The organism is Tardiphaga sp. vice154, assembly GCF_007018645.1.
Lineage (GTDB): Bacteria > Pseudomonadota > Alphaproteobacteria > Rhizobiales > Xanthobacteraceae > Tardiphaga.
Genome location: NZ_CP041399.1, coordinates 1774315 through 1788753, shown reverse-complemented (window position 1 = coordinate 1788753; position 14439 = coordinate 1774315). Strand labels below are relative to the sequence as shown.

10 protein-coding genes are annotated in these 14439 nt (G+C 65.9%); 3 read left to right on the top strand and 7 right to left on the bottom strand.

The window, feature by feature from the left end; genetic code table 11:
• Window positions 1-460: 460 nt before the first annotated feature.
• The 5 genes from FIU28_RS26370 to FIU28_RS27440 form a co-directional block, all read right to left on the bottom strand.
• Window positions 461-598 (bottom strand): hypothetical protein, encoded by a 138-nt coding sequence (locus FIU28_RS26370; protein ID WP_168202891.1) that lies wholly within the window; start codon window positions 596-598, stop codon window positions 461-463.
• Window positions 599-945: 347 nt separating this feature from the next.
• A complete protein-coding gene (locus FIU28_RS08355; protein ID WP_143572489.1) occupies window positions 946-3171 on the bottom strand; it encodes a CHASE2 domain-containing protein in 2226 nt (741 codons plus the stop codon).
• 17 nt (window positions 3172-3188) lie between these two features.
• A complete protein-coding gene (locus FIU28_RS08350; RefSeq protein ID WP_143572488.1) occupies window positions 3189-4493 on the bottom strand; it encodes an HlyD family type I secretion periplasmic adaptor subunit in 1305 nt (434 codons plus the stop codon).
• Window positions 4490-6247, bottom strand: coding sequence for a type I secretion system permease/ATPase (locus FIU28_RS08345; RefSeq protein ID WP_246660917.1), 1758 nt, complete (start codon window positions 6245-6247; stop codon window positions 4490-4492). Before FIU28_RS08345 ends, FIU28_RS08350 begins: the two co-directional genes overlap by 4 nt.
• A 131-nt stretch (window positions 6248-6378) precedes the next feature.
• On the bottom strand, window positions 6379-9285 hold the full coding sequence (locus FIU28_RS27440; RefSeq protein WP_143572487.1) for a cadherin-like domain-containing protein: 2907 nt from the start codon (window positions 9283-9285) through the stop codon (window positions 6379-6381).
• Window positions 9286-9561: 276 nt separating this feature from the next.
• Here FIU28_RS27440 and FIU28_RS08335 point away from each other — a divergent pair, with 276 nt between their 5' ends.
• Both FIU28_RS08335 and FIU28_RS08330 read left to right on the top strand, forming a co-directional pair.
• Window positions 9562-10500: an IS110 family transposase gene (locus FIU28_RS08335; protein WP_143572486.1), complete on the top strand. Its 939-nt coding sequence runs from the start codon at window positions 9562-9564 to the stop codon at window positions 10498-10500.
• A gap of 196 nt (window positions 10501-10696) precedes the next feature.
• The gene (locus FIU28_RS08330) at window positions 10697-11431 is read left to right on the top strand and encodes a RibD family protein (RefSeq protein WP_143572485.1); all 735 of its coding nucleotides are present in this window, start codon (window positions 10697-10699) and stop codon (window positions 11429-11431) included.
• A 21-nt stretch (window positions 11432-11452) separates the two neighbouring features.
• On the opposite strand, the gene FIU28_RS08325 is transcribed toward FIU28_RS08330, so the two are convergent.
• Entirely contained in the window at window positions 11453-11695 is a 243-nt protein-coding gene (locus FIU28_RS08325) for a hypothetical protein (RefSeq protein WP_143572484.1), read from the bottom strand.
• 196 nt (window positions 11696-11891) lie between these two features.
• On the opposite strand from FIU28_RS08325, the gene FIU28_RS08320 reads away from it, so the two are divergent.
• Entirely contained in the window at window positions 11892-13055 is a 1164-nt protein-coding gene (locus FIU28_RS08320) for an FAD-dependent oxidoreductase (RefSeq protein ID WP_143572483.1), read from the top strand.
• 1 nt (window position 13056) lies between these two features.
• Here the strand turns inward: FIU28_RS08320 and FIU28_RS08315 are convergent, their stop codons facing one another.
• Window positions 13057-14403, bottom strand: coding sequence for an MFS transporter (locus FIU28_RS08315; protein ID WP_143572482.1), 1347 nt, complete (start codon window positions 14401-14403; stop codon window positions 13057-13059).
• Window positions 14404-14439 lie beyond the last annotated feature (36 nt).

Sequence of the window (14439 nt, the reverse complement as noted above, 5' to 3'; positions counted from 1 at the left end):
GATCATCACTGTCAGCACGAGCAATGTCGAACCCGATAGTGCAGTCAGGACGAGAAATGATCGGGGCCATCACCGAACTGAGAGCTAAGGCTGACGAGTTCGAGCAGCGGGCAAGGCTGTCTGGCCGCTCCAGGTCGGAAAAAGCAGAGATGATGGATTTGGCCTTCAAATGCCATTGACTGGCGCGGGAAGCCACGATCATGTGCCGGCAGAGCAAGGATCTGGACGGCGGGAAAGACGCCGATTGCGATCAGTGCCTGCATAGGTGCGTTGACTAGAACCACGAGGATATTGAACCCAGCCCGGCGTGGAGCCCGCCTGACACACCGGCCACCGGACGCGCAGGCGCCTCGCGCGATACACGTCCCGCCCGGCACTACGGGTGCCACCCGGATCAACCGCGGGCGACGTTCCGGCGAAGCGCATACCGCCCCTGCCGCCGCCCGCGTGCGCCTTGCCCCTACCTCTTCGGCAGAGCGGCTTTGGCCAATTCCTCGGCCTGCAGTTCCAGAACGATTTTGCGCTCGGCAGGGCTCAGAACTTCGGCCAGACGCTTCTTGAAAATCGCCAGATTACCGGCGTGGATGAAATGATCCATGGCATCCTCCTGCGGGCGGGTCGGGCTGGAGGCGAGGTGTCATGCGCTCGGTCGGCGACTGGCGCGAGATGAACACGAGGCGATGTCAGGTCGTGTACGCCGAACCCACCGGGCTGTTTGCCCGGCATCCGACATAGCGGACGCTATATTCTCCACCGATACGTCTTCGCGTCTGACGGGATCCGCACGTTGTCGTCATACGATATCGGGCGCCCGCCCGCAGCGTTTGGCGCAACATTGCTGGGGCCGGGCGCCGCACGCCGGGACGACGTTTACCGTGGTTTCGCCAAAACGACATCGAGGCGACCGCAAGACGCCAAGCCGCCCGCGCATGGCGCGGGCGCCCGTCACTTCGCCACCAGCACCACCGCGCCGTTCCAGTCCGGCTCCGGCGGCTGCTGCCGGAAGGCGACGATGCGGGCTTCGTAGAGATCGTATAATCGCGCCAGAGTGTCGGCGGCCTCGGAGTGACGGCCGCGCCGGATGACGTCCAGCGCGCCACCCCAGTCGCGGCTGCGGTAGCAGGCCAGCATCTCGATGGTCAGGTTGCGCAGCCGCTGGAAGCATGCGGAATTCACCATCTCGGCGGGGCCGGCGATGGCGTAGATCACTTCCGGCTCGGACTTGCCTTTCACGGTGATGAAATCGAGTTCGAGGATCGCGAAATGCTCTTTCGCCGCCAGCGCGGTGGCGGAGCCGGCGATGATCGGAAAGCCGTAGTGCCGGGACTGGCCTTCCAGCCGTGAGGCGAGATTGACGCTGTCGCCGAGTACCGAATAGTCGAAGCGCAGGTCGGAGCCCATATTGCCGACCACGCAGGTGCCGGTGTTGAGCCCGATGCCGACCTGGATCGGCTGGTAGGCATGGCCGCCATTGGCCGCCTCGGCCTCGCGCACCAGGTTCAGCGCCTCGATCCGATCCAGCATGTCGAGCGCAGCGTGGCAGGCATTGATCTGGTGGGCGGCATCGTCCAGTGGCGCGTTCCAGAACGCCATGATCGCGTCGCCCATATATTTGTCGATGGTGCCGTTGCGCGCGAGGATCGCGTTGGTCAGCGGCGTCAGGAAGCGGTTCATCAGCGTGGTCAGGCCGTGCGGATCGTGCTTGTAGGACTCCGCGATCGCGGTGAAGCCGCGCACGTCGGAGAACATGATCGTCATCTCGCGCTCCTCGCCGCCCAGCACCAGTCGCTCCGGCGCCTCGGCGAGCTGCTCGACCAGCGCCGGCGACAAATAGCGGCTGAAGGCGGAGCGGATGCGGCGGCGCTGGCGCTGCTCGCGGACGAAATTGCTGAAGATCAGCGCGAGGTAGATCAGCGTGGTCGACAGCAACGGATAGGTGAAGTCGAGCAGCAGCCGGTGATGGCTGTAGAAAAACCACGACGCGCCGGCCAGAGCGGCGGCGAACGCCGCGCCCATCGCGGCCAGCGTCACCGGGCCGAACATCGGCGCCAGCCAGATCACGATGGCGCCGAGCAGCAGCGCGACGCATAATTCGGCGCCGATCGCGTAGTTCGGCTGCGACAGCACCGTCCTGGTCAGCGCGCTTTCCAGCACCTGGGCGTGGATCTCAACGCCTGGCATCACGGCATCGAGCGGCGTCGTCTTGGTATCGAGCAGGCCGATCGCGGAGGTGCCGATCAGCACCAGCCGGCCGGCGACGCGGTCGGCCGGCACGCGGCCGTCCAGCACGTCGGCAGCGGAGACGTAGATGCCGGGATCATGCCTGGCGAAATGCACCCAGAGCTGGCCGTTGCGGTCGGTCGGGATTTCAAAGCCCTGCACCGCGATGCTGCGGATACCGGCGCGGTCGGACTTGACGAAGATGGTATCGGTGCGGGTCGCGACCCGCAGCATCTCGAAGGTCAGCGCCGGCATCGTTGCGCCCTGCGCCTGCATCAGCATCGGCACCCGGCGCACGATGCCGTCGCGCTCGTTGCGGATGGTGAACAGGCCGCGGCCGGCGGCGGCGCCCTCCAGCTCCGGCAGGTTGCGCAACAGGCCGGGGAAGCTGACGAGATATGGCTGCGGGTCGCCGCCCAGCATCGCCAGCCCGGTCATCGGCAGCGACGGGTCGAGCGGCGCGGCCGCGCTCGACATGCCGGATTCGCCCAGCACCACGCGGGAGCGGCGCACCGCCTCGGCCAGCACCTGGTCGTTGCTCGGCAGCGCGCGAAGCCTGTCGCGAGTGGCATCGTCGAGCCCGGCAATGGCATCTGCGGCGGCGGCGGGATTGGTGCGGTCAGGCTCCGGGAAGGCGATGTCGAAGGCGATCACCACGGCCTTGAGCCCGCTGAGCCGATCGACGAGGTCAGCAATCCTGGTCCGCGGCCAGGGAAACTGGCCAAAGCGCGCCAGGCTGGCCTCGTCGATATCGACGATCACCACCGGCCGCGCCGTTTTCACGCGCGGCTGGATCACCTGGAACATGTCGAACGCGCGCAGCCTCACTTCTTCCAGCGCCGGCGGATCGCCGATCCGCAACGTCGCCAGCACCATGAGCAACACGACACAGGCCGCACGCGCGCGTCCGAACCTTCGCGCCAGCCTGCGCACCCTCCGCATCCGCTTCATCGCGACATCCGGCCTGCTCACTTCTCGCGAAACGCGCGCATCAACTGATCGTTGAACGGCTTGGCGAGATAGGCCAGCATGGTGCGGTCGCCGGTCTGCACGAAGGCCTCCACCGGCATGCCGGGGATCAGGCGGACGTCGCCGAGCCGGGCGATTTCGGACGCCGGCATCGAAATGCGGATGGTGTAATAGCTCTGCCCGGTGCGCTGGTCGGTGGTGGTGTCCGGCGAAACCCGGCTGACGACGCCGTTCAGTTCGGGCGTGGTGCGCTGGTTGAAGGCCGACAGCCGCAGCAGCGTCTTCTGGCCGATCACCAGCTTGTCGATGTCCTGCGGATTGACGCGCGCCTCGACCGAGAGACTGTCGGTCTGCGGCACGATCAGCATGATGGCGTCGCCGGCGGTGATGACGCCGCCGACGGTATGCACGGTGGATTGCAGCACCATGCCGTCCTGCGGCGCGCGGATATCGACGCGGCGCAACTGGTCTTCGGCGGTGACCTTGCGCTCGACGAATTCGCCGATCCGGTCATTGGTCTCGCGCAGATCCTTGCTGACTTCCGACACCAGATCCTTGTCGATCTGGATGATCTGCAGTTCGGTCTCGGTGATCTTGCCCTTGGTCTGGGCACGGGCGGCCATGAACTGCGCGCGTTCGCCGGCAAGCCGCGCCGCGTCGCGCTCCAGCACGGTCAGCCGCGAAAGTTGCACGAGTTGCTGGTTGTACAGTCCGCGCACGCCGATCAGTTCCTTTTCGATCAGTTCGATCTCGCGCGACTTGGCGGCCTGCTGCGCGGCCAGGCCATTGATCTCCTCGTTGAGCTGCAGCACGCGCTCGCGGAGCTGCGCCTTCTGACCGGTGCGGCTGGCGAGACGGACATTGAACAATTTGGTCTCGCTGGCGACGACGTTCTTGACCTCGTCGTCGGCGATCTGCTCGAGCAGCACGGCTGGGAAATGGATCCGCTCGGCGCCGCGCTGCTCGGCCTCCAGCCGTCCCGCGCGCGCCCACAGCCCGTTGAGGTTCTTGGTGACGATGGCAAGGCCGGCCTTGGTGACGGTGTCGTCGAGCCGCACCACGACGTCGCCGGCGCGAACCACGTCGCCATCGCGCGCGCGCAATTCGCCGACCACGCCGCCGGTCGGATGCTGTACTTTCTTGACGTTGGAATCCACCACCACAGAGCCCGGCGCGATCAGCGCGCCGGAAATCTGCGCGGTTGCGGCCCAGCCGCCGATGCCGCCGGCGAGCACCAGCACCACGACCAGGCCGATGACCAGATGAAAACGGATCGAGCGCCGAGCGGTGCCGGGAATGCTCATGGCTTGGCCACCCCGCCATCGGACACGATCTTGATCGGCGGCGGCACCGGGCGCTGCAGCACCTGCGCCAGCACGGTCTCCTTCGGCCCGAACGCCTGCATGCGTCCGTCCTTCAGCACCAGCAGCCTGTCGACGCCCTCGATGCCGATCGGCCGGTGCGCGACGACGATGACGATGGCGCCGCGGGCGCGCGCGGCGCGCACCGCGCGGGTCAGCGCCTCGTCGCCCTCGGTGTCGAGATTGGAGTTCGGCTCGTCGAGCACGACCAGGAACGGCTCGCCATACAGCGCCCGCGCCAGCGCGATGCGCTGCGCCTGCCCGGCCGACAGCACGCCCCCCTGCTCGCCGATCTCGGTGTCGTAGCCGTCGCGCATGGTGACGATCAGTTCATGCACGCCGGCCTGCATGGCCGCGGCGATGATGGCCTCCGCCGGGGCGTCGGGATCGAAGCGGCTGATGTTCTGCGCAATCGTGCCTGCGAACAGTTCGACGTCCTGCGGCAGATAGCCGATGTGGCGGCCGAGATCGTCGGACGACCATTGCTCGAGGCTCGCCGCATCGAGCCGGACATGGCCGCGCACCGGGCGCCATACGCCGACCAGCGCGCGCAGCAGCGAGGACTTGCCGGAGCCGGACGGCCCGATGATGCCGAGCCCCTGCCCGGCCTCCAGCACGAAGCTGATATCGCTAACGGTGACCCGGCCGTCGGCCGACGGCGCAATGCTGACGGCCTGGACCGCGAGCGTCCGCGACGGGTCCTGCAATTGCATCGGCGCGGCCTGTGCCGGCACCGCCTGCAACAGCCCGTTGAGGCGGTGCCAGCTCTGCCGCGCCGCGACGAAGCCCTTCCAGTGCGCGATCGCCAGATCGACCGGCGCCAGCGCCCGCGCGCTCAGGATCGAGCCGGCAATGATGATGCCCGCGGTGGCCTGCTGGTTGATCACCAGATACGCGCCGACGCCGAGCACCGCCGATTGCAGCATCATGCGCAGCACCTTGGCGATGGCGCCGAGCCCGCCGGCGACGTCGCTGGTGCGCCGGTTGCCGTCGAGATAGCGATCATTGGCGCCGGCCCAGCGCCGGGTCAGCCGCCCGGCCATGCCCATCGCGACGATGACCTCGGCGTTGCGCCGACTACTGGAGGCGATGTCGCTGCGCTGCGCTGCAAGCCCCTGCGCATCCTGCGCCGGCCGCCTCGTCAGCACCTCGGTGAGCACGGTGAGCCCCACCAGGATCAGCGCGCCGACCGTAGCGGTGACGCCGATCAGCGGATGGAAGGCAAAACAGATCGCCAGATAGAGCGGCAGCCACGGCAGGTCGAACAGCGCGCCCGGCCCCATGCCGGACAGGAAGGCACGGATATTGTCGAGGTCGCGCAGCGGCTGCAGCCCCTCGCCTTGGCCGCCCTTCAACAGAGGCAGCCGCACCACGGTCTCAAACACCCGCGGGCTGAGCGCCTCGTCGATGGAGGTGCCGACCCGCACCAGGATGCGACCGCGCAGCAGGTCGAGCACGCCCTGCGCGATGTAGAGGCCACCGGCCAGCACGATCAGCGCAATCAGCGTCGGCACGCTGCGGCTCGGCAGCACGCGATCATAGACTTCGAGCATGAAGAACGAGCCGGTCAGATACAGGATGTTGATCATGAAGCTCATCACGCCGACGCCAAAGAAGGCGCCGCGGCACGCCCGCAGGGCGTTGCCTAGCTCGGACTTCGCGGGTTGGCCGACTCGTGACAAGGAACGCTGCATCATCAGACCCTTGCGATCAGTGGGCGGCGGTTTGGGGGGCGCGTTACGCCGTCCCGGACTGCGACCTGCCGCTCATTATGGCATTGGCCGGGAAGTTTGGGCAAATGGCCCCTGCAGAAAGTTGACGCGCCATGTCAGACGGAGAAGTTGCTTACAATGAAATCGCTGGCGCTCAGGCTCGTATGGGCCACATTGTGCAGCAGGATGGAGTTGCCGCTATCGAGGGTGATCAGGGTATCCGCTGAATTGTCCGGGTTGGCCATGACATTCTGTGCCATCCAGGTGCCCAGACTGCTCTGCGTGACGATCGACGACAGTGCCTGTAGATCGATGTGATCGATACTCGTCTGGAAATCATAGATCGTGTCGCGACCGGAACCAGCCGTGAACACAAAGTTATCTGCGCCGCCGAGACCTATCAGCAAGTCGTCACCCGCGAGGCCGTTGATGCTGTCGGCGCCGTTGGTCCCGAACAACGCGTTACTGCCAGCGGTCGCGACATTGGCGGTGGTGATGTAGGTCGTCGTGGCATGTGCGCCCGCCGCGATGCTGCCGAAATCGTAAGTGATCGAGATCGCATGATCGCCCTGGGCGCCATTGGGATCGGTCGGACTGCCAAAGGCCTGCGTTGCATACGGATTCGTGTTGGTGAAACCATAGGACGACGCGCGCCAGTCTCCGTTCAGTCCGATCAGCGCGACCTCGGCCCCCGACGCCGCCCCCTTTGCGGAGACGATGGCGACATCGTTCGCATTGGCCGGATTGTGAATCACGTCGTTCCGCGTGGCGTAGATCCCGTTTGTCTGCACATCCTGGTCGGGATCGAAATTGCGCATGAAGCGAACGCCGGTCAGCTCCAAGCCGCTGCCGTTGAAGATTTCGATGGTAGTCGTGAAGTAATTGGCATCTGCGCCCAGCGTGACGGTCTGGGTCAGGGTCACATTATTGCCGGCGCCGAGCGTGGTGACCACCGAGTTCGAACCGTCCTGGTTGTGAACCTGGGTATGCGAAATGGTCGTGAAGTCGGTATCGTTCATCAGCGGCGATCCGTTGACGACGACCGGCGTTGAATTCTGACCAAGATGATAGCCGAGCACGATACGGTCTTCCGGCGTGCCGGGCGTGGTGACATTGCCCATCCCTGGCAGAACGAAGCCGTTGGTGGCGCCGCCCGGGCCGACATCGATCGAGGTGCCGTCGGACGAGGTCAGGTGGTAGACGGTGTCCGGCGGCACCGGCGTGAAATCGACATCCGCGACAACCGGCGCGCTGCTGATGCTGCCGTCGCTGACGATCACGGTGATTTCCGGCGCCGCGCTGCTGCCATCGTGATGAAAGCGCACATGGCCTGCGCCAATCTCCGCCGATGTGAACGGGCGGGTCGCGGATGCCACTAACCATGTACCAGTTGCGGTATCGTAGATCTCGAACGTGCCGTGGGTTGCCGTTCCATAGTAAGTGAAGCTGCTGCTGTCGGGATCGGAAATCCCGACATTCGCGAGCGTGAGCAGGACAATGCCGCCTTGCTTCACCGAGAGCCCGGCCGAGGTAATCACCGGCGCATCATTGACATTCGTGAAGATGACGCTGCCCGGCAGCAGGTTGCTGGCGCTGTTGAGGATGGCGCCGTCATCCGCCCGGATCGTGAAGGTCGGGGCGACCTCGCTGCCGTCATGGACGAAGCGGACGCGACCGGCAATGAGCTGCGCCGTAGTGAAGCTGGTTGCCGCGACCCAGACGATGCCGTCGGCCGAGGTCTGGAACGCGCCATGGCTGACGCCGGACACCGTGAAGGTGAACGCCGTGCTGGTGGTATCGACGACGCCGATGCTGCCGGCGCCCAGCACCACGGTGCCGCCCTCGGACACGGCAAGGCGGGCCGACTCGATCACGGGCGCCGTGTTCGGCCGCGTTACGGTCACCAGGACCGGCGGCGTGCCAGGTGGCGCATCCGGCAGGTTGATCGGAATGATCCGCGGCACTTCCGGCGTCAGGCCCTGAAACGGATTGAAATTCAGCGGCTGCGGATCCGAACTGCCGGGCACGGTGCCGGGCGGCGGCGAACTACCGCCAGGCAGGGTGCCGCTCGGATTGGGATTCGGGACATTCGGGAAGTATAGCTGGAAGATCGGCGCGATGATCGCAAGCGCCTCCGGCGACAGCGGCGGCGCCTGCGAGGTCAGGGCATCGCCGGTGCCGGTGACGCTGGTCACCTGCCCGGCCGCGTTGACCGTGCCGATCACCATGGTCGGATCGGCCCGGCTGTACAGTACGTAGGACCCCACCCTTCCGCCGGGCTCGACCAGCACTTGGAATTTGACCGGTGGCGCGCCACCCTGGCCGGGCACCTCGAAGCCGATCTCGACCAGCACGGCGGTGCCGCGGATGCCCATCGTCGCCACGGGCGTATCGACCCGCATGTCGCCTTTTTTGGCCGTCTCGCCGGCGACGAAGGTGATGGTGCCCTGCACAAGGCTGAGCAGGGAGGAATTGCTCGATCCGTTGGGATCGTAGACCATCTCGTTGAGCACCATGCGGGCATTGGCCGAAAGCCCGAACACCGTGCCGTCGATAAAGGTGATGCCAAGCGTCGAATCGGCGCCGGCCTGGACGACGTCGCCCTTGTTGACGGTGTCGCCCATGTTGAGCTGAATCGAGACGCCGTTGCGGATCGCCGTGGCGCTGCCGGTAAGCCGGGTCACCGTGCCGATCACCGGCGCTGCGGCAGCCGCGCCGCCGAGCTGGGCCACCTGCACCTCACCGGTCAGCGCGGTCACCAGATCGCCCGACAGATGAGCGCCATCTGGCGACGCCAGCGTCGCGCGCGCCACGCCCTTGAAATAGTCGGGCACCACATGTTCGTGGCCGTCCTTCGACAGCACCAGATCGAGCCCGGCGCGCTTGTAGTCACCGGAAAACAGCAGATGGGCATCGGGGACGATGACGGTGTGCCCGCCGGACGACGACCCGTCGCTTGTCGCGCCGCCGAAATCCGGCGTCGTGGCCATGCCTGAGAGCTGGAATTTTCCGGAATAATTCAACGGCTCACCACAAGCGTTCAAAGAATTGGATACCGAAGCTGATGCTGCATAGCATCAAGGGGGTGCCCTGCGAAAGTGTCCGGCTGCGCACGGGCACCTTGTAATTTGCCGAATGCCGTTTCTGCTAAGCTTGGCGGAGCGGTGGCAGGCGAAAGACCGCATCACCTGAGGGACACCAAGCCCGTTGGGGAGCGTGGGTCTTCGCCTGCCGTTCCATCGAACCCGAACAGTCGCTTGGGCCGCTTTGCGAGCCCGCTTGCGCAAGGATGGGATCAGATGGACGCGATTTACGTTGGCATCGATGTTTCGAAGGACCGGCTGGACGTAGCGGTACGCCCAACGGGCCAGAGTTTTGCGGTCGCCCGAGATGGCGCGGGGATCGACGAACTGATCGGACGACTGAAGGCGATCTCGCCACGGCTGGTAGCCATCGAGGCGACCGGCGGCTTCGAGACGGTTGTCGCAGCGGGCCTCGGCGGAGCAAGCCTGCCGGTGGTGATCGTCAATCCGGCGCAGGTGCGCTTCTTTGCCAACGCGGTTGGCAAGCGCGCCAAGACCGATCCGATCGATGCCATGGTGATCGCGCATTTTGCCGAGGCGACCAAACCGCAGCTGCGTCAGCTGCCCGACGAGATGACGCGCCTGCTTGCCGATCTGGTCGCGCGCCGGCGCCAGATCGTCGAGATGATCGCGGCGGAAAGCCAGCGTGCCCGTCGCGTCAGTAATCCGCGGTTGAAGAAGAGCATCGCCCGGCTGCGCAAGGCGCTGGAGAAAGAGCTGGCTGAACTGGACGACGATATCCGCGATCACGTCCAGGGCACGCCGGCCTGGGCCGAGAAGGAAGATCTGCTGGCCTCGGTCCCGGGCATCGGGCCGACGATTGCCCGCAGCCTAATCGCCGAATTGCCGGAACTGGGCACGCTTGATCGCCGTCAGATCGCCGCGCTTGCGGGTCTGGCGCCATGGACCCGGCAATCCGGCCAATGGCGCGGCAAGAGCTTCATCGGCGGCGGCAGAGCCAGCGTGCGCGGCGTGCTGTTCATGGGCGCCATGGTCGCCGCTCGCTTCAATCCGACGCTCAAACTGTTTCGAGACAAACTCGTTGCCGCCGGCAAGCCCAAGCTGGTGGCGATCATTGCGGTCGCCCGCAAGCTACTCACCATCCTCAACGCCATCCTCCGGGACAAAACGCCATGGCAGCCCAAAAACGCTTGACCCGAAAGACAGTCGCTCCACACTCGGCCTTGCCAAATGCCTCGATCTTCCGTCTCGGGCGCGCCCGGGGCTTCATGTAAGCCGTGTTTTCGAAGAATGGGTCTTTTCGCCGTGGCCGGCGTTGTCAGTCATGCCGCCCTTTTGCCGTCAGGCTCGCTGCGTGGCGCCCTCCCCGCGGCTTCGTTCAGGAGACGAAATGACCAAGCCTTATGTTGTCTGCCTCATGGTGTCCTCGCTCGACGGCAGCCTGTCACTCAGCAAATGGACCACCAGCCCGGACGGATCGCGCGACGACTGGTCAGCGAGCTACGAAAAGATTCATGACAGCCTGAAGGCCGACGCGTGGATCGCCGGGCGCGTCACCATGGCCGAAATGGCCAAGGGCGCGCCGCATCCGCCTGCCGGAAAAGTCTCGGTCGAGCGCCCGCATCATTTCGCGGCGAGAGACGCCCGTCCGTTCGCCATAGCTCTCGATACGTCCGGAAAATTGCATTTTGGCCGGCCCGACATCAATGGCGATCATGTCGTGGTCCTGCTCGGCCGCGCCGTGACCGACGCGCATCTCGCCGAACTCGCCGCCGATGGTGTTTCCTACATCGTGTCAGACGCCGACGAGATCGACCTTGCAGCAACGCTGGACGTATTGCGCCATGAACTCGGCATCCAGCGGCTGGCGCTGGAAGGCGGCGGCGGCATCAATGGCGCGTTCTTCGCAGCCGGGCTGGTGGATGAATTCAACGTCATCATGACGCCGGCGCTCGATGCCCGAGCGGGCTGCACATCCATCGTCAACTTCGGCGACGCAGGGCTGGCCGGAAAGACCGAACTGTCCCTGGCCTCCTGCGAGAAGATCGACCATGGCGCCGTGCATCTGCGCTACACGGTGACGCCCGGTCGATCGCAGCAAAGAGACGGCACGGCTGCGATCTGACCGTTGAGCAGCTGACGACGCCTAGCGCATGCCGCCGGAATTGCCGCCCTTGACGTTACCGAGCGAGTTGCTGCCGCTGCCGGAATTGCCATTATTGCCGGACAGCGCCGCATTGCCGCCGGTCGGCGCCGACCGGCCGGTGGTCACGCCTTGGGACTTCGTGTTGGTGTAAATGCCCTGGCGCTTGTGCTTGGCGGAAGCCGAACCCGCGGAGATACCGGAAATCAGGAGAACCGCCGCGGCGGTCGCAAGAAACCTTTTCATCTGCTTTACTTTCGTTCGAGGAAGATGACGCGCCAACGCGACGCTTGGCATCCCGTTCCCCGTGTGTAGCCGCCATGACGCACCTTGCCCGACGATGTCGCGGGTCTCCGCCGACGGGTGAAGGCCGTTGTTCGCTTGTTCAGGCTTTATTTGCCAATCCCTGCCAGAATGTCGCAGGTCCACAAGGCTGGGAATTATGCGATATACGGATATTGCGGTGGTCGGCGGTGGCCTCGCCGGCTCGACGGCGGCAGCCATGCTGGGGCGCGCCGGCGTCTCCGCCGTGGTGATCGATCCGCACGCCAAATATCCACCCGATTTGCGTTCCGAAAAGATCAGCACCAATCAGCTCGCGCTGTTGCGCAAGACCGGCCTGGTCGATGCCGCGCTGCGCGCCGGCCGCCACGATGGCGAGATCTGGACCGCGCGGTTCGGCTATCTGATCGACCGCAAGCCGAGCCGCCAGTTCGGCATACTGTACCACGACATGGTCAATGCGATCCGCGGCGAAATCCCGGACAGCATCGACCAGATCGAGGCCAAGGTCACGGCGATTTCCACCAGTGCGGACCGGCAGACGCTGACGCTATCTACCGGCGAACAGATTTCGGTACGGCTGGTGGTGCTGTCGAGCGGGCTGAACATCGGGCTGCTGCACCAGCTCGGCATCGAGCGCCAGATCATCAGCAAGTGCCACAGCATCACCATCGGCTTCGACATCGTCCCGCGCGGACGACCGGCCTTCGACTTCCCGGCGCTGACCTATTTCTCGGAACGGCCGAGCGACCGCGCCGCCTATCTGACGCTGTTTCCGGTGACCGAAGGCATGCGCGCCAATCTGTTCGTGTACCGCGACATGGACGACCCCTGGCTGCGCGAGATGCGCGACGCGCCGGTGGACGCTTTGCACCGTCTGTTTCCGAGGCTGCGCCACTTCACCGGCGAATTCGCGATCACCGGCCAGTTGCGGATCCGCCCGGCCGATCTCTATGTCGCGACCGGCCATCGCCCGGCCGGTGTCGTACTGGTCGGCGACGCTTTCTCGACCTCCTGCCCGGCCGCCGGCACCGGCACCGACATGGTGTTCACCGACGTGGAAAGGCTGTGCAACGCCTACATCCCGGAGTGGCTCGCGACCGACGGCATGGGCGCCGACAAGATCGGCGCGTTCTATGACGATCCCGCCAAGGTCGCCTGCGACGCCTGGTCGGAAGCCACCGCCTATCACTTCCGCTCGGTCTCGATCGGCGAAGGCCTGCCCTGGCAGGCGCGGCGCTGGGCCCGTTTCCTCGGCCGCCGCGGACAGGGCATGCTGCGCCGGCTGCGCGAACGCGTCACCGGCAACGCCGAAGCGGCGTAGCTCAGGCCATCGCCAGCCGCTGTCGCGCACGCAACAGCAGCGCCACCATGATGGTGACGTTGACGGCGTTCCAGGCGAGGCCGTTCATGAAGGCGGCAGCGTAGGAGCCGGTGGCGTCGAAGATCACGCCGGAGATCCAGCCGCCCAGCGCCATGCCGACCACGGTGCCGAGGATCACGATGCCGACGCGGGTGGCGGCCTCCGACGCCGGCAGCGCTTCGCGGATGATGATCGCATAGCCCGGCACGATGCCGCCCTGGAACAGGCCGAACATCGCCGAGATGGCATAGAGCGATACCATGCTGTCAAAGAACAGGTAGAACAGCAAAGCCACGCCCTGCATCACCGAGCCGAGCAGCAGCGTGCGGATGCCGCCAATGCGGTCAGCGAGAAAGCCGGAGCCGACCCTTGAGATGATGCCGCAGGCCAGCATCAGGGACAGCATCTCGGAGCCGCGCGCCGCGCCATAGCCGAGGTCGCCGCAATACGCGACGATATGCACCTGCGGCATCGCCATCGCCACACAGCAGGCGACGCCGGCCGTGAACAGCAGCATGGTCAGCGCATGGCCGCCGAGCCGCAAATCGATCCGCGGCGGCGGCGCGTCGATGTGGCTGCGGCGCGAACCGGCTCCCATCTGCAGTCGCAGGATGAAGAGGAACGCCAGCATCAGGCCGCAACTGACCAGGCCGACCGCGACATGGGTGAAGCGCCAGCCGTGGTTCTGGATGCCCCAATTGACCAGCGGCGGCCAGAACGCGCCGCCGATATAGCTGCCGGTGGCGGCGATCGACACCGCAATGCCGCGGCGGCGCTCGAACCAGTGCGATGCTTCCGCCATCAGCGGGCCGAACGTCGCCGAGGCGCCGGCGCCGATCGCCAGATGGATCAGGTTGAACTGCCACAGCGCGGTGGACAACGAGGCCGCGAGATAGCCCGCGCCCATCAGCACGGCGGCCAGCACCACGGTGGCGACAATGCCGAAGCGGTCGGTCAGCCGGCCGGCGGCGACGCCGCCGAGGCCGAAGCCGGCCATCGTCAGCGTGAAGGCCAGCGAGGCGCCGCCGCGGCTGGCACCGAATTCACTTTGCACCGCCGGCAGCGCCACCACCACCGACCACATCCCGACCGAGCCGATCGAGCCAATGATCAAGGCGATGCCGAGCCGCGCCCACGCCTGGCGCGAGTCGGGGATGAAATGGGGCGTTAACTCCCGAATCCTGAATTCTTTTTCCACGGCGGCAACATCGTGGGGCGCCACCCGCCCGTCAAGCGAACCGCCCGGGAAGGGGCCATGCAGAAGCAGCGCAACAACGACCAGCGTGCCCGCCGCAGCACAGATCGCCATATGCCGCAGCCCCGACGACCGGAAATTAACCCTTTG

Coding starts and splice junctions, on each gene's coding strand:
- FIU28_RS08320 (WP_143572483.1), top strand. CDS start 11,892: ATGCGATATACGGATATTGCGGTGGTCGGCGGTGGCCTCGCCGGCTCG.
- FIU28_RS08325 (WP_143572484.1), bottom strand. CDS start 11,695: ATGAAAAGGTTTCTTGCGACCGCCGCGGCGGTTCTCCTGATTTCCGGT.
- FIU28_RS08345 (WP_246660917.1), bottom strand. CDS start 6,247: ATGATGCAGCGTTCCTTGTCACGAGTCGGCCAACCCGCGAAGTCCGAG.
- FIU28_RS08350 (WP_143572488.1), bottom strand. CDS start 4,493: ATGAGCATTCCCGGCACCGCTCGGCGCTCGATCCGTTTTCATCTGGTC.
- FIU28_RS08355 (WP_143572489.1), bottom strand. CDS start 3,171: ATGAAGCGGATGCGGAGGGTGCGCAGGCTGGCGCGAAGGTTCGGACGC.
- FIU28_RS08335 (WP_143572486.1), top strand. CDS start 9,562: ATGGACGCGATTTACGTTGGCATCGATGTTTCGAAGGACCGGCTGGAC.
- FIU28_RS08330 (WP_143572485.1), top strand. CDS start 10,697: ATGACCAAGCCTTATGTTGTCTGCCTCATGGTGTCCTCGCTCGACGGC.
- FIU28_RS26370 (WP_168202891.1), bottom strand. CDS start 598: ATGGATCATTTCATCCACGCCGGTAATCTGGCGATTTTCAAGAAGCGT.
- FIU28_RS08315 (WP_143572482.1), bottom strand. CDS start 14,403: ATGGCGATCTGTGCTGCGGCGGGCACGCTGGTCGTTGTTGCGCTGCTT.